Consider the following 14138-nt stretch of genomic DNA (forward strand, 5'->3'; position numbering starts at 1 on the left):
AGCCGGGTCATGTTCGAATTTTTCTTGAATGGGTTGGGCGTGGTGTTTCTGTGGCTGGCGGTGGAGTACTGCTTGCGCCGTGAGACCGCAGACAGTCTGGATGAGGCGAGCATGGTGCCGTTTGCCGATGACCCGGAGGTGGCGCGAAGGGTTGAACTGGCGACGGGCAAGGCCGTGAAAGCGGTGGCGCCGGAGGTGGCGAAGCCGGGTTGGGTCAACCTGGATATGTGAGGGGTGTCAGTTGGAATGCCCTCACCCTAACCCTCTCCCACAGGGAGAGGGGACTGACCGAGTGGTTTATACGAGCTACGTCGACCTGAAATATCGAGAGTGAATGCCATATCAAAAACAGCAAAATCTGCTCAAGTCCCCGCCGAACGCAGACTCTGACAACAACAAAGATCTGCTCCCTTTCCCCCTCGCCCCCTTGGGGGAGAGGGTTGGGGAGGGGGTAAGCTCTTGATCTTAGCCGCGGTCTCGAGGAATCAGGCTCTGCAACTGCAACGCCAGGAAGTCTGCATCAAACACAAAGGTATCCGGGTCTTTCAGGCCGTTGGTCTTGCGCCACTGCCACTCCCCGTCCGGCAGGCCTACCAGCGAAATACTGCCGTAGCGCGCCGCTGTCAACCCCATCACCGCCAACGAAATCTGTCCCGAGCTGCCCATCACGTCGGGCACGAACTCCACCGGTTTGCCGGCAATCACAATGGTCAGTTTCTCGGTCTTGAAGGTTGAAGTCTCGACCGGTGTGCTCGGGCCGAACGCGACATACGCCTCACGGCTGACCTCCAGCAAACCCGGTGCCTGCACCGGTTCAAGCCATTGCTGAATCTGCCCGAACAATTCGGTAATCCGTGTCGCCCAAACCTGCGACTGCGTTTCGAACTGTTGCTTCTTGTGCGACTCACTCTCGGCATAGTGACGAAGCATTTCGCCCAGTTGTTGTACGTCGTTCATGGGTACATTCCTCTGAGGAGCCTGCGATACCCGATAGTGACAGATCGAAGCACCGGCGTACGTTTAACCTCGAAAGCGACCACCGAAACACTTTGCAACTGGATGATCGGTACAGTTGATTTACGCTGGCGCACGCCGGTGAACAAATGGACACTCGGCTCCGGCCCGGCCTTTCGTCTGGGCACCTGCCCGGGGAAATCGAATGCGCACCATCGGTCTGATCGGCGGCATGAGCTGGGAGTCCAGCGCCGAATACTATCGCCTCATCAATCAGCAAGTCCGCGATCAGCTCGGCCCGCTGCGATCGGCTCAGATGCTGATGTACAGCGTCGACTTCGGCCCGGTCGAACAGGCCCAGCATGCCGGGCGTTGGGACGACGCGGCAGCGATCCTGGTGGACGCCGCGCGCAGGCTCGAAGCGGGCGGCGCCGAATGCGTGGTGCTGTGTACCAACACCATGCACAAGGTGGCCGAACAGATTCAGGCGGCAATCAGCATTCCGTTTTTGCACATTGCCGAACCAGCGGCGCAAGCGGCGTTGAAGATCGAGGCGCATACGGTCGGGCTGTTGGGCACAGCGTTCACCATGGAGCAGGATTTTCTCAAGCAGCGCTTGATCGCCCAAGGCTTGACGGTCGTGGTGCCGGACGACGCTGAGCGCAAAGAAGTACACCGGATCATCTACGACGAACTCTGCGTCGGCGTGATCAGTGAGGCGTCGCGCAAGATCTACCAGCAGGTGATCGAATCCCTGACCGCTCGCGGCGCCCAGGCCATCATTCTGGGTTGCACGGAAATCGGCATGCTGATCAAACCCGAACACAGCGCCCTGCCCCTGCTCGACACCACCGAGCTGCATGCGCAGTCGGCGGTGGCGTTCGCGCTGGGCGACTGAGTCAGGTTTTCGGACGATTGCGCAGGCGGGCCATGCTCAGGGTGTCGACCCATTGCCCGTCGCGTACCGCGTAATCACGGAACAGGCCTTCGGTCTCGAAACCGAACTTGCGGTAGAGACCGATAGCCGCCTCGTTATCGGCGTACACCGACAGCTCGACGCGGTGCAGATTCATCCAGTTGTCGGCCACATCCAGCGCTGCCGCCAACAACGTCGAACCAACGCCCTTGCCCTGCCACGCGGTCGCGACACCCATACCGAAGCTGCCGGCGTGGCTGCGGCGAATCCGCGAAAAATGCTCCAGGCCCAAGTGACCGATCACGACACCCTGATGGAGCGCCACCAGTTTCACCGCCCGCTCGTTATCGGCTAGTACCCGCTGGCGCCACACCTCGGCGGACTGAAACGGCATCTGCAACACCTGCCGGGCGACGGCGGCATCGTTGTACAGCGCGGTGACACCCTCGACGTGGGATTCGTTGAAGCGCTCGAGGTGAATGGCGGGGTCGTGGTCAGGCATGGCAGATCCTTCCTGGATCGATGTGTGGCTGGCCACTCTAAACCGCGATATGGAATAAGCACAATGTGTAGGAGATACGGGGTTTGGTTCAGGGCTGGAACCATTCCTGGCGCTCATTGAAGGTGTGGTGGATGAGTTCGATGAGGGTTTGCACTTCGCTGACGTTCTGCGAGTCGGCATTCACGGCCAGCCAGGCATTCAGTTGCATCGGCTGCTCAAACAGGCCCGGCAGCGCCACCAGCCCGCGGTCGTAGCGACTCATGTACATGGGCAGCAATCCGATGCACGCGCTGCAACGGATCATCTCCAGCATCAGTTCGTAGGACTGCATCTGCACCACCCCGGCCAGACGCTGTTCCACCAGCTCGTTCCACGGGCGAAAGCTGTCGATCTGGCGGTCGTGCTGCCATTGCACCAACATGAAATCAGCGAGGTCGTCGGGGCTGTCCGGGCGTGCAGTGACACGCGAATAGCGTTTGGCGATGTGCGGCAGATAGTCCAGGCTCGCCAGCCGTTGCGGTTGATGGGTGGCGAAGGACGGACCGGGGCTGGGTGAGTCTCCGGGAGCAAGCCACAGGACGACGTCGGCGCTGACCGCGCGCAAGGACAGTTCACTGTCGAGGGAGATGATCTCAAGGCGCACACTGGCGTTGCGACGCAACAGCGCGATCAGGTCGCGACCGAGAATATCGTGCAGGATCGACTCGGCGACGGCGAGGCGAATCAACGGCTGCTCGACCACCGGCAGTTTGCGTTCGTGGGCCAGGGCGGTCAGTTTTGCCTGCAACTGCTGGCCTTCTCGGGTCAGGCTCAGCACACTGCCCTGAAAACTGAACAAGGTGCGCTGGAGTTCCTGCTCAAGCTGCGCCAATTGTTTGCGCAGCAAGGTCGAGCGCACGTTGAGGCTACGCGCGGCCTGCATGAAGCAACCGCAGCGGGCGCTGACCAGAAAGTATTGCGCGACGTCGGTGTCGATGCTCGCGGCGTTTGCCAGCCAGGGTTCGCTGCCGTCCTGTGCCCAGCGAAATTCGGCGCTGCCCTGTCGTCCTGCGGGTTCGGTGAATGACATCGATGACTCCCTGTCGATCTTTGTTGTTTGATGGCTTCCAGCACTTTGAAAATATTCTGAACCCAATAGAGACCCCTGTAGGAACTGGGTTGCCAGCTCCCACAGGGGTTCAGTGTTGAACCTGGATTACTGTTTTTCCTCAAGGACTTTGTTGAGTTCGGCACCATCGATACTCAGCGTCGCGGTGTTGAGCATCCCGTCCAGATAAGCCTGGGCAATCTGCTCCTGGCGCTGGGCACGCAACGCCTGAGTCAGCTGATCGCGCAGTTCATCCAGCGTCGCGGTGCGCGCCGGTTGCTGCTCGGTGAGCTTGATCACATGGAAACCGGCCGCACTTTGCACAGGGTCAGACACTGCGCCGACCTTGAGCCGCGCCACCGCGCCACGCACCTCCGGCACCAGTTGCTGCAATGGTTGCAAACCAGTGTCGCCGCCAAGTTCGGCCGTCACGCGATCCTGAGAATACTGGGTCGCCAGCGCCGCAAAATCCCCCGGCGTCGCCTGCGCCTTTTTGCTCAGTTCCGCAGCCTGTTTGCGCACCGCATCAAGGTTCTGCGGATCATTTACCCCGAGGAAAATCTGGCTGACCCGATACAACGCCGGGGTCTGCCAATTCGCCTTGCCTTCGTCATATGCCTTCTGCAGTTCGGCCGTACTCGGGTAGTCCGCCGGCACCTCGCTGACCGAACGCAGATAATCGCGGAAGACGATTTGCTCGGTCGCCGCTCGGGTCTGTTGCGCGACGTCCGGACGCTGCGCCCAACCCTGCGCGTCGGCCTGTTCCAGCACCGCTTTCTCGGCCAGTCGTGCGCGGATCAAACGCTCCAGCGCTTCGCGATTGCCGCGCAGTTGCTCACGGGTCGCGGGTGGAACGGTTGCCAGCAACGCCTGCAGTTCCGCCGGTGTGACCTGCTGACTGCCCAACCGAGCCACCGCCGGCCCCGTAGCAACCGCCGCCACCGACGACGATTGCTGGGCGGCGACCGGGTCACTGCCCGATCGCACCACCAGCGCCACGGCCACCACCAACAGCGCTACAGCTCCCGCGCCGATCACCATGGCTGGTTTTTTCACAGCGCAACTTCCTCTTGCTCTGCGACAGCCACTTTGGCGGTCTGAGCCGTTGCACCGCTCTGGGCGAAATCACGCAGATAGACGATGAACTCCTGCAGCAGGCGATCCCACAATTCGAGGTTGCCACGCAGGTGGTCGTTGCTCACGCCGGCGGCCAGTACCACGTCCATTTCCATCACCAGAAACTCGCCCTGCAACGACAACCGTGCAAAGCGCCGGGTGGCGTTCCACTGCTCGGCCACACCTTGCGGCAACTCACCCTGCACGCGCAGCGCACAACTGAACGTGAAATCGACGTAACTGCCCTGCTCCACCGCAGGGTTGCCGAAACGCACGGCGTAACCAATGCCCTGGCTGGCGCTGAGCAACTGGACGATGCCGTTCTGTTCCGTCTGATTGACGCGATAACCGGCGGCTTGCAGGACATCGGTCAACGATTGCGGGGAAACGTGGCTGATCAATTGAGTCATTGTTTCTTCCTTGTTTATCAGGCTTTTTAATCAGTGCGAGAGCGCGGCTTGCGGCGCGTCGAATTGAGTCTTGTAGAGGTCATCGCCAAACCCTTGGGCCAGTTCTTCGAACTTGACCCGTGCGCTGCCCGCAAAGGGCTGGCGGATCTTCATCACCTCGGCGACATCGATGTTTTCGTAGGCCGTGAGGATCTGTTTGGCGACGCCGTACATCTGCTGATTCTTGGCTGAACATTGCTGCACTTGTGTGTCACGTTCAGTCAATTGCGCTTGAAGCTTAGACCGTTCTGCTTCTTTGGCACGGGCCATGACCAGCAACTCGTCATAGGCCTTTTTGAACTTGCCGGTCTGCTCGTTGCTGGCCGCCACTTGCGCCTGCGCCTGGCTGTGCAGGTTCTGCTGCTGCCCGACCAATTGGTCGGCAAGGCTTCTGGTCTTGGCCAGTTCAGCGGTCAATTGCTTGATTTGCGCCTGCGCGGCCTTCACCTCGTTCTGCGCCGCCAATTGTGCGGCGCTGGCCTGGGCCTGCTGACTTTGCAGGGCCTGGAGCTGCTGGGTGGTGCTGCGCAATTGCGTGCGCAAGCGTTCTTCCATGCCTTCGGCACTGGCACCTGTGGCGATCAACATCCCAAGCCCCAGCCACAAAAATCGCGTACGCATAACCCTCTCCCGGCGCCTTAGAAGCGCGTGTTGATCTCAAGCTGCAAGACGTCGATGTCGAACGGCGCGCCATACACCGCCTCGGTGCTCATCCAGCGACCGGTCGCCGAGACGTTCTTCGCCAGACCGTAGTTGCCGCCAAGGAAATACCCCTTGGCATTGGTGCCACCTAGGTGGAATGACGAATCGTTGAAGCCGTCCGGCAAGGCATCGGGCTGGATGTACTTGTAGCCGGCGAACAGGTTCCAGTCGCCCTGCTTTTTCAGGTCCAGTTCATTGCCGAGGGTGAATTGCACCATCCAGGCATTGGCGCCGCTTTCGATCTCGCCGTTGCTGTCGAGGTTGTTGACGATCTGTCCGGCCGAACGCTTGCGCATGTCGCCTTCGTCGTAACTGAGGTTGTGGATGTAGTTGCCCTGGCTGCGCAACTTGAAGTCTGCCGGCAGATCGGCGTCCCACACCACGTTCAAGTCGAGCAGGTTGAACTCGGACGCGAGACCGACGAATTGCGGTTGCGCGGTGGTGGTCGGGTTGAGCGGGTTCGGTGTGATGTCACGCAGCAGGAATACGCTGTTGCCCTTCTGCATGAACGCCGCGCGGCTGCCGTCGCTGTCGCAACCGGGCGCGCCGGCCCACGGTTCGCACGGGCCGGACCGCTGACCTTCGATATCGTCGAAACGGTAGTAAGCCAATGCGCCCTTCAAGCGGTTGTTGCTGTTGATCGCCCACTTGGCGCCAAGCTGTGCGCCGTACAGCCACTTGTTATCGCTCTCTTCCTTGTCGAAACCGTTACTGCTGGTGGTGTCGTTGGTGTAATCCACCGGGAACGCACCGACGGTTCCGAACACGCCCCAATCGTGGTTGAGCTTGTGGTCGAAAATCGCTGCCACGCCATCGAAGTTGAGGTCGTTTGAATAAAGCATGTCGGTGGACATGAACGGGTTGGCGAAGCGGCCACCGGTCAGGGTCAGTTCTTCTGTCGGCTTCCAGTTCAGGTAACCCTGATCGAGCCAGATATCCTTTTTCGCGAAGCCGCCGCCGAGGTTTTGCGTGGTCGATACCGGATTGTTGTCGGAGCCGGTGCCGATGCGGATACCCGCGGTCCATTCCGGCGAGATCAGCGCTTTCATGCCAAGGCGTGCGCGGATGCGGAACTGGTTTTCGCGATCTTCGCGGGTGTTGAGCAACGGCGGCAGACTGGTGCTGCTGTTGGGGTTCACGTCGTACGGGCCGTTATTGTTGAGCTTGGCGAAGTCGACGATTTCGTTGCTGTTGTTGCCCGAGTAGTAACGCGATTCGTCACGCAGACGAATGTCGCCGTCGAAGCTGATGCGCGAGGCCCATTCCGGAAAAGTGTTGGGCGCAGCCCAGTTTTCCTGCTTGGCGGTGGCCATGACTTCAGCTTTGACCTGATCACGAATCTGGTCACGCACCGCCGCAGACACGTACTGCACACGCACGTCGCCCGGCGCTGCAACCGGCCCGGCTGCGACCGCCGTGGAGGCCGCAGCCTGCCTGGCTTGTGCGGCTTCATTTTGCGCCTGAGCGATCAGCGCGTCGGCCTTGTCCTGTTTCAGAATGCCCTGCTCGACCAGCAAGCGGATCAGATTGATCGTGGCGTTCTCCGAGGGCGCAGGCGCTGCCACGGCCTGACCGACCAGGGTCGCGATGACCATGCCGACCGCCAGGGACAATCGATTCACGTTGGAAATCATCTGCACACAACTCCTTTTGGCAAAACTGTAAGAATTCGGTTAACCCGGACGCCGCCCTTGCAGGGACAGGCGCACGGGCAAAGTCATGGAGGCCGGTGGCCGTTCGCTTAAGTGCGGCGCATTGCGCAGCGCCGCTAAAACCTGGGTGTCTATTTCAGGGTTGCCGCTGGACTTGATCAGCTCGACCCGGGTGATTTCACCGACGCTGCTCAGCCAGACATCGGCCTGCAAGGTGAACGCGAGGTTGCGCAGGTCTGGGTTCTCGCGCAGCAGCTTCTGAAACGTGAACGCCAGAAACTGGCTGTACGTGCCCGTCCCCAAGCGTCCGCCCCCGGCACCCGCCATGCCGCCCCCCTTGCCGGCGCCGATGTTGAAAGCGTCGTTGCCAGACTGCGCATCGCCGTCCATTTGCATCGGGTTGGCCAGATCGTCCGCCGGCGATGGCGGCGCCTCTTCTTCAGGCTTGACCTCTTCGGGCTCAGGCGTCGGCTCGGGCTCGACGACTTTTTCTTCCACCGGGGTTTCTGGTTCGGGTGGTTTCTCCGGCGGCGGTGGCAATGGTGGCGGCAACGGAATGATCGTCGGCACCTTCGGCGCTTCGCGGCGGATGCCGCTCATGTCGTTGGCCCACTGCCACAGCAGATACGCGGCGAGCGCGCCGAGCAGCAGCCCGGCGCCCCACTTCACAAAACGCAGCGGCGACTTTTTCACGGGCAGCGGCTCGATGGGCAGTTGTGCGGTCATGTCTCAGCCCTGACTCGGTTTGCCGGTCACGAGACCGACCTGGGACAGTTCGAGCCGGCGCAACAGATCCAGCACCTCGATGACCTTTTGGTACTGCACCGTCGCGTCGCCGCGCACGATCACCGGAAAATCCGGGCTCTGCGCCTTCTCGATGCGCAGGCGTTCCTCCAGCTCGGCCAGTGTCACCGGGTAGGCATCGAGGAACACCTGGCCGCCATCGTTGACCGAAATCGCCTTGGTCTTGGCCTCCGACAGCGACACCGAAGCGCTGGCCTTGGGCAAGTTGATCTGGATGCCGGAGACTTGCGCGGTGGCAGTGAGGATGAACATCACCAGCACCACCATCAGCACGTCGACCAGCGGAGTGATGTTGATGCTGTCCACCGCTGCATCTTCATCATCGTCGTGGGAGGCATTTACGGACGCCATGTCAGTGCTCCTCAGGCCAGTACGGAAGTGTTGGCGTGATGGCCGCGCTGATGCGCCGACTCACTGAACTGGCTCTCGCCATGCATCTCCGCCAGACGAGTGATGAACTCGTCGACGAACACGCGCATGTCGGCGCTGACTTCCTTGTTGCGGGTGATCAGGCGGTTGTAGCCAAACAGCGCCGGGATCGCGACGAACAGGCCCATGGCGGTGGCGAGCAAGGCTGCGGCCATGCCCGGGGCGATGGCGTTGATGTTGACGTCACCGGCCATCGCGGTGCCGAGAAACACCACCATGATCCCCAGCACGGTGCCGAGCAGGCCGATGTACGGGCCGCCGGCAATGGCGTTGGACAGGGTCGAGAGTTTTGAGCTGAGGGCTTGATTCTCGCGGGTGCGTACGCCGTCCATTGAGCAGCGGATGGCTTCGATGGTCGCGGCAGAAACCGAAGAGGTATCGGCGCCCTGCTCGCGGCGGGTGCGAATCTCTTTCACCGCCACCAGATACAGGCGCCACAGCGACGAATGCTGCAAGCGCTGGGCGAGTTGGGTGTCGTCGGCGAACATTTCAAGACGCGTGCCGACCTTGGCGAACTGCTCGCGGAAATCCTCGTTGGCTTTGCTGACACGTCCCAGGGTGCGGTTCTTGCGCAGCATGATGATCCACGACTGGAACATCATCAGCACCAGCACGGCGATGATTACCCAGGCGTCCACCGGTACCGCGTTGAGCAGGAAGCCGAGGCTGCCGAAACCGTAACCGGACTGCTCTTCATCGACGCCGTAAGCCACCAGTTTCGACTCGGCACCTTGCGACGTTGCGTCGGCCAGCAACAGCGGCGCCGGACGCGCGACTTTCGACAGGCGCAGCTCATCGATGGCACCCACGAACGGCTGGAAAGGCCCTTCTTGCAGATCCGCCCCCACGGCCATGACCGAATTGAACGCCGGCATCGCCAACGCCAATGTCGCCCCTTCGCGACCGTTGATGAACAGCGTGACTTTGGCGCCTTCAGCGGTGAGTGCAACGTGTTGCCATTGGCCCGGATTCAGCGGCTGAGTGGCGACGGCGCGCTGGCCGTCGATTTCCACAAACGGCACGCCTTGGTTGGCGCCAATCAGCAGGCTGTTGGCGCCTTCACGGCGGGCCAGAATCAATTGCTCGCCAGTGGCCTGGTCCAGTCGCAGCCAGGCACTGACGGTGAATGCGCTGCCTGCGTTGTGTTGCAACGAAGGGCTGGCCGGCAGCAACAATGGTTGGCCGCTGAACTGCAACGCTCGCCCCACTACGCCGTCAATCGCCGTGCCGGTGGCGCTCTGAGCGGTGTTGCCGTAAGCGGTGGTGTCTTTGGCCGGGGTGCCGGTGGCGCCGTCGAAGTGATAAAGCGCCGTGTAATTGGGGTCAAACGTCAATTGGCCGTTGCCGGTCGCCGGAGCTTTCTGGTTGCCGTAATACATCCAGATATCCTGGCGCTGTCCGCCCTCGACATTCGGCACATCGACCCAGATCAGCGCCATGCCCATCAGCGCATCGAAGCTTTCGATCTGATGGTTGAGCACGGTCTTGTCATCGGCGCTGACGAAGCGCAGGTCCGATCCATCCTCTTTCACCCCGTCGAAGGTGAAGTTGCCGGTGTGCAGACGCACCAGCAGCGCGGTGCGGCCAATCGGCTGATTGATTGCCGCACCTTGCGGCGTGGTGTCGACGGCGATCTGTTTGCGGTAATGCCAGTCGTCCTGCCACCAGGCCTGAGCCGTGGCCGGGAGCACGAAGCCCAGGCAGATCAACAACGAAAGAATGAGGCGCTGCATGAACGTGCTCCTTTAGAAAGTGGCTTGAAGGTTGAAGTGCAGGCGCGATTCCTGTTTCGAGGTGTTCGGCCCTTCGAGTAGCGGGTAGCCCCAGTCGAGGCTGCCGGACAGCCATTTGCTCAGGCTGGCGCGGGTGCCCAGGCCAACGCTGGCCAGGGCGTAATTGGCGTCCTGATCCGGCAGTTCGTCGCGCAGGTAGAGTTGCGCGCCTTCGGCGAAGGCGTAGAAACGCCAGTCCTGCATCCACGTGCCGGCGAACCTGGCCAGCGATGGCGTGCGCAGTTCCTGGCTCAGCAGGTAGCCGTCATCGGCAGTGCGTTCGGCGGCCAGATAGCCACGCACCGACGTCGCACCGCCGGCGGAGAACTGCTCGTTGGAAATCAGTGGCCCAGAGGCGATTTGAAACGCGGCTTTGCTCCCGCTCTGCCAATCGCTGTCGAAGGTCCAGGTGTAACTGGTGTCGCCCTTGAGCACAGCGAAACTCGGCTTGGCGCGGTAGCGTTTGTAGTCGAAGTCTTCGTCATCGCTGCCGTAGCCGAAGACGCTGCGCGTGGCCGCGACCAGACTCAGGCCGAGACCAAGCTGGCTTTTTTCGCTGTAGCGATACCCGTTGTAGGCAAAGGTGAATGGCGCGTACTGCAGTGGCACCTTGTCACTTTCGCCGGACAGGGTCAGGCGCTCGTCGAAGTCTTTGAAATCGATGCCGGCCGACAGCGAATTCGACCAGTTGCCGCTGGACGGCAGCGTGTAAATGGCCGACACACCATAGGAATGACCCTTGCCCAACACGTTGCTGCCGCCGATGGTGGCGACGTTGCTGTCGGACTGGTAACCGGAGAACTGCACACTCCAGCGATCCGTGAGTGGCGCGGTGTATGAACCTGACCAGACCTTGGCGTTGTCGGTCTCTTGCGGTGCAGTGAAGAACGTCAGGTTGACGCTGTGACCAAGCTGCCAAAGGTTGTTGTAACCGAGGCTGGTGACGGTGCGCAGTTTTTCCGTGTCGGCGCTGTAGTCGTTGTTCAGACCCACGCTGGCGGTCCAGGGGTTCTGGTCTTCGACCTGCAAATCAACGTCCATGGTGCCGGGGCGCTGACCTTCGCGAACCAGCGGCATGACCTGGCGGCCCGGGGTCTTGTTCAGTTGCGCCAGTTCGCCCTGGACCTTGGCGAAGTCCGGCACCTCGCCTTCCTTCAGCGCCGGCACGTCGTCGCGGATATCCAGCGGCGAATAATGTTTGGCGCCGACCACACGGACTCGTCCGACCTTGGTTTCGCTGACTTGCAGATAGACGATGCCGTCCGCTACCGCTTGCTCCGGCAACTCGACGAACACCGATTGATAACCGCGTTCCTGATAGGCCTTCTGCAACGCATCACGCGCGCCTTCGATGTCGGCCAGAGCTTTTTGCGGGCCGAGAAACGGGTACACCGCCTCTTCAATCGCCCGTGCATCGAGCACGGTATTGCCGCGCACAAAGTATTCGTTGACGTCGACCAGACGCTGCGCCGCTGCACTTTCGCCAGCCTCTTCGGCCAACGCCGGCTGCACGCCCGCCGTCACCAGCAGCCAGCCCCACAGCACCAGCCGTGACGTGAAAATCTGTTCCACACTACCCCCTGAAATTCGCGTTGACGTGTCGGCGTTCAAACGCCCTGTTGCATCAGTTATTGGCTATCGAGGCGCCGGCATGCTTGCCGAGCCAGGTGTGCAACAGCGCGAAGTTCAAGGAGAACTCGGGCATTTGCAGCAAGGCGCCGCAGAACACTTCGCCGATGATTTTCTGGATGAGTTGCACCGCACGCGGGTTGTTGAGCAGCGTGGCGATGTCGCGACTGAGGACGTTGAAACTCCAGACTTTCTGGCTCAGGCCCAGGCCTACGAACCAGCGGAACAGCAGGTTGTAACTGAGCTGTTCATAAAGTTGCTGTTCGCTGGGCACCGAATACAGCAGTTGCAGGAGCAGGATGTGCATGACCGTTTGCGCGGGAATGAGCATGCCGGGTTCGGCATTGAGGTCGTGCAGAACGTCGCGGTGGATATCGAGCAAGTCCTCGATCTGTGGGCGCAGCAAAACCAGTGAATGGCCCGGCGGAATGTAGCTGGACACCTCTTTCAAGGCGCCCTGCCAGTCATCCTGCGAGACGATCCAGACCCACGGCGCGCCATAGCGATACACCGAAACCGGCTTCTTGCGCGCGGCTTCGACGATCTTCGACAGGCGTTGATCGAGTTCCTGCATGCCCACTTTCGAGTAGCGTTCCATAGTTCCCACTGCCTCACTCCCGGCGTCCCGCCTCGGCTTGTGAAAAGCGCCCCGTTGGGGCCCTCAAGCGCGTTACATAGGCATGACCGGACAGGCGATGGGCTACCGAACTTTTGTCATAAAAGCTTCATTACTCGAAAGTTTGAATGGGGTCTCACATACACCAAAAAACCCTGTGGGAGCTGGCTTGCCAGCGATGGCGGTGTGTCAGCCAACCACCAAGGTTGCTGACCTGACGCCATCGCTGGCAAGCCAGCTCCCACAGGGGACGTGGCGTTTAGCGTGGATGTGTTTTCAGGTATACACCGCCCAGGTGTCGACGATCTTGCCGCCACGCACCGCCAGCAAATCACCGAATTGCAGGAGGACGGCTTCGGTCTGGGTCGGGCGCAGGAAGACTTGATCCTCGATCTTCAGGCCCACCGCGTTCGAGCCGTTGACCATTTCCTGATTCGAACTGCGGCCGTAAACAGTGTTGCTTTGCAGCCCCTGCGGCGATTCGAACTCGGCCATCCAGTTACCGCCGTAGATGAAAAAGGTCTGTCGCTGATTCTGGTCCCACCACGAGAACAGTGTCGACTTGTCGTCCAGCGCCGGGATGTTGACCGCTCCGGTGCTTTTCAGCACGGGCGTGGCAATGTAAGTGGCCGGTACATGATCGGCCAGGGACGGGAGATCGTAGTGCGTCGGCTTGAGCATTGCCGTACCGACTGAAACTTCCGTGCTCAGGGTTTCCTTTTCATGGATGCGATAACTGGGGCTGCCAGCGGTGTTCAGGCACAAACCGTCATGCCACAACCCCGGAAATTGCTGGCGGGTGAAATCAACGCAGCGCTGATAAATCACCATGACTCTGGCAAACAATTCCTCGGGCGAACCCAGAATCCCCGGCACCCCCATGCCCACGAACGGGTCGTAACCCATGAACCCGGAAAACTGCAGGTGCTGCGGGTTGGCACTGATCAGCGCGAGCATCTGCCCCAGCACGTTCACGTCACTGACCCCGCCGCGATGCAGGCCCACATCCAGCTCGATGTTGATGCGCATCCGCGTGCCCAAACCCTGCGCCAGCGCCAGGTACTGCTGCAAACGCTCAGGGCTGTCGAGCAGCCATTGCAACTGCCTGGCGGGATCAAACGGGCCTTTGTGGATCTGATAAAACAGCTCGGCCGAACGCACCGGCAACGGTTTGCCGAGCAAGATATCCGACTGCGCAAACGTCACCGCATCGTGATTGAGAAACGGCTGATGAAACGACATCAGCTTTTGCGTTCCGGCACGTTGCGCGATGTAGCTGAGCAACCCCGGCGATGGCAGCGACTTCTCCACCAATCGCAACTGCTTGCCGCCACGTTTGACCGACTGCATGACCACGTCGATGTTGTGATCGAGACGATCCAGATCGATCAGTAGCACCGGGCGCATCGGCCCCTTTTCCCTCAATTCTCTATTCAGCGCCCGGAAATAGTCGCTATAGGGCCCACCGCGATCCCCCGGCCGCAACCACGCGCCGACGCCCACCAATAAA

General features: G+C 60.9%; 15 protein-coding genes. 2 read left to right on the forward strand and 13 right to left on the reverse strand.

What is annotated here, in order from left to right; genetic code table 11:
• Nucleotides 1–9 precede the first annotated feature (9 nt).
• Nucleotides 10–231: a hypothetical protein gene (locus IEQ42_RS11650; RefSeq protein ID WP_042558980.1), complete on the forward strand. Its 222-nt coding sequence runs from the start codon at nt 10–12 to the stop codon at nt 229–231.
• 234 nt (nt 232–465) lie between these two features.
• Here the strand turns inward: IEQ42_RS11650 and IEQ42_RS11655 are convergent, their stop codons facing one another.
• Entirely contained in the window at nt 466–957 is a 492-nt protein-coding gene (locus IEQ42_RS11655) for a hypothetical protein (protein WP_210703629.1), read from the reverse strand.
• Nucleotides 958–1159: 202 nt separating this feature from the next.
• Here IEQ42_RS11655 and IEQ42_RS11660 point away from each other — a divergent pair, with 202 nt between their 5' ends.
• Nucleotides 1160–1852, forward strand: coding sequence for an aspartate/glutamate racemase family protein (locus IEQ42_RS11660; RefSeq protein ID WP_210703630.1), 693 nt, complete (start codon nt 1160–1162; stop codon nt 1850–1852).
• A 1-nt stretch (nt 1853) separates the two neighbouring features.
• On the opposite strand, the gene IEQ42_RS11665 is transcribed toward IEQ42_RS11660, so the two are convergent.
• The 12 genes from IEQ42_RS11665 to IEQ42_RS11720 form a co-directional block, all read right to left on the reverse strand.
• Complete coding sequence (locus tag IEQ42_RS11665; protein WP_047300894.1) at nt 1854–2372, reverse strand: GNAT family N-acetyltransferase; 519 nt, start codon at nt 2370–2372, stop codon at nt 1854–1856.
• 88 nt (nt 2373–2460) lie between these two features.
• Nucleotides 2461–3441 carry a LysR family transcriptional regulator gene (locus IEQ42_RS11670; RefSeq protein ID WP_210703631.1) on the reverse strand — a complete coding sequence of 327 codons (981 nt, stop codon included), beginning with the start codon at nt 3439–3441 and terminating at the stop codon, nt 2461–2463.
• Between the two features lie 126 nt (nt 3442–3567).
• Entirely contained in the window at nt 3568–4515 is a 948-nt protein-coding gene (locus IEQ42_RS11675; RefSeq protein WP_210703632.1) for a peptidylprolyl isomerase, read from the reverse strand.
• Nucleotides 4512–4985, reverse strand: a complete 474-nt coding sequence (locus IEQ42_RS11680) for a YbjN domain-containing protein (protein ID WP_210703633.1) — start codon at nt 4983–4985, stop codon at nt 4512–4514. The genes IEQ42_RS11675 and IEQ42_RS11680 overlap by 4 nt, the downstream gene beginning before the upstream one ends.
• 30 nt (nt 4986–5015) lie before the next feature.
• Nucleotides 5016–5645, reverse strand: coding sequence for a DNA repair protein (locus tag IEQ42_RS11685; protein ID WP_210703634.1), 630 nt, complete (start codon nt 5643–5645; stop codon nt 5016–5018).
• A gap of 17 nt (nt 5646–5662) precedes the next feature.
• Nucleotides 5663–7360 (reverse strand): putative porin, encoded by a 1698-nt coding sequence (locus IEQ42_RS11690; RefSeq protein ID WP_210703635.1) that lies wholly within the window; start codon nt 7358–7360, stop codon nt 5663–5665.
• Between the two features lie 39 nt (nt 7361–7399).
• Entirely contained in the window at nt 7400–8104 is a 705-nt protein-coding gene (locus tag IEQ42_RS11695; protein ID WP_210703636.1) for an energy transducer TonB family protein, read from the reverse strand.
• Nucleotides 8105–8107: 3 nt separating this feature from the next.
• Nucleotides 8108–8533 (reverse strand): ExbD/TolR family protein, encoded by a 426-nt coding sequence (locus IEQ42_RS11700; RefSeq protein ID WP_007915482.1) that lies wholly within the window; start codon nt 8531–8533, stop codon nt 8108–8110.
• Nucleotides 8534–8544: 11 nt separating this feature from the next.
• The gene (locus tag IEQ42_RS11705) at nt 8545–10344 is read right to left on the reverse strand and encodes a DUF2341 domain-containing protein (protein ID WP_210703637.1); all 1800 of its coding nucleotides are present in this window, start codon (nt 10342–10344) and stop codon (nt 8545–8547) included.
• A gap of 12 nt (nt 10345–10356) precedes the next feature.
• The gene (locus IEQ42_RS11710; RefSeq protein WP_210703638.1) at nt 10357–11955 is read right to left on the reverse strand and encodes a ShlB/FhaC/HecB family hemolysin secretion/activation protein; all 1599 of its coding nucleotides are present in this window, start codon (nt 11953–11955) and stop codon (nt 10357–10359) included.
• Between the two features lie 52 nt (nt 11956–12007).
• Nucleotides 12008–12619, reverse strand: coding sequence for a transposase (locus IEQ42_RS27745; protein ID WP_210703639.1), 612 nt, complete (start codon nt 12617–12619; stop codon nt 12008–12010).
• A gap of 285 nt (nt 12620–12904) precedes the next feature.
• A complete protein-coding gene (locus tag IEQ42_RS11720) occupies nt 12905–14113 on the reverse strand; it encodes a DSD1 family PLP-dependent enzyme (RefSeq protein WP_210703697.1) in 1209 nt (402 codons plus the stop codon).
• Nucleotides 14114–14138 lie beyond the last annotated feature (25 nt).

Source organism: Pseudomonas iridis (assembly GCF_017980685.1).
GTDB lineage: Bacteria > Pseudomonadota > Gammaproteobacteria > Pseudomonadales > Pseudomonadaceae > Aquipseudomonas > Aquipseudomonas iridis.

Excerpts from the sequence above, each read along its gene's own strand:
- IEQ42_RS11695 (WP_210703636.1), bottom strand. The coding sequence starts at position 8,104 with ATGACCGCACAACTGCCCATCGAGCCGCTGCCCGTGAAAAAGTCGCCG.
- IEQ42_RS11690 (WP_210703635.1), bottom strand. The coding sequence starts at position 7,360 with ATGATTTCCAACGTGAATCGATTGTCCCTGGCGGTCGGCATGGTCATC.
- IEQ42_RS11670 (WP_210703631.1), bottom strand. The coding sequence starts at position 3,441 with ATGTCATTCACCGAACCCGCAGGACGACAGGGCAGCGCCGAATTTCGC.
- IEQ42_RS11655 (WP_210703629.1), bottom strand. The coding sequence starts at position 957 with ATGAACGACGTACAACAACTGGGCGAAATGCTTCGTCACTATGCCGAG.
- IEQ42_RS11685 (WP_210703634.1), bottom strand. The coding sequence starts at position 5,645 with ATGCGTACGCGATTTTTGTGGCTGGGGCTTGGGATGTTGATCGCCACA.
- IEQ42_RS11700 (WP_007915482.1), bottom strand. The coding sequence starts at position 8,533 with ATGGCGTCCGTAAATGCCTCCCACGACGATGATGAAGATGCAGCGGTG.
- IEQ42_RS11705 (WP_210703637.1), bottom strand. The coding sequence starts at position 10,344 with ATGCAGCGCCTCATTCTTTCGTTGTTGATCTGCCTGGGCTTCGTGCTC.
- IEQ42_RS11660 (WP_210703630.1), top strand. The coding sequence starts at position 1,160 with ATGCGCACCATCGGTCTGATCGGCGGCATGAGCTGGGAGTCCAGCGCC.
- IEQ42_RS11665 (WP_047300894.1), bottom strand. The coding sequence starts at position 2,372 with ATGCCTGACCACGACCCCGCCATTCACCTCGAGCGCTTCAACGAATCC.
- IEQ42_RS11680 (WP_210703633.1), bottom strand. The coding sequence starts at position 4,985 with ATGACTCAATTGATCAGCCACGTTTCCCCGCAATCGTTGACCGATGTC.
- IEQ42_RS11650 (WP_042558980.1), top strand. The coding sequence starts at position 10 with ATGTTCGAATTTTTCTTGAATGGGTTGGGCGTGGTGTTTCTGTGGCTG.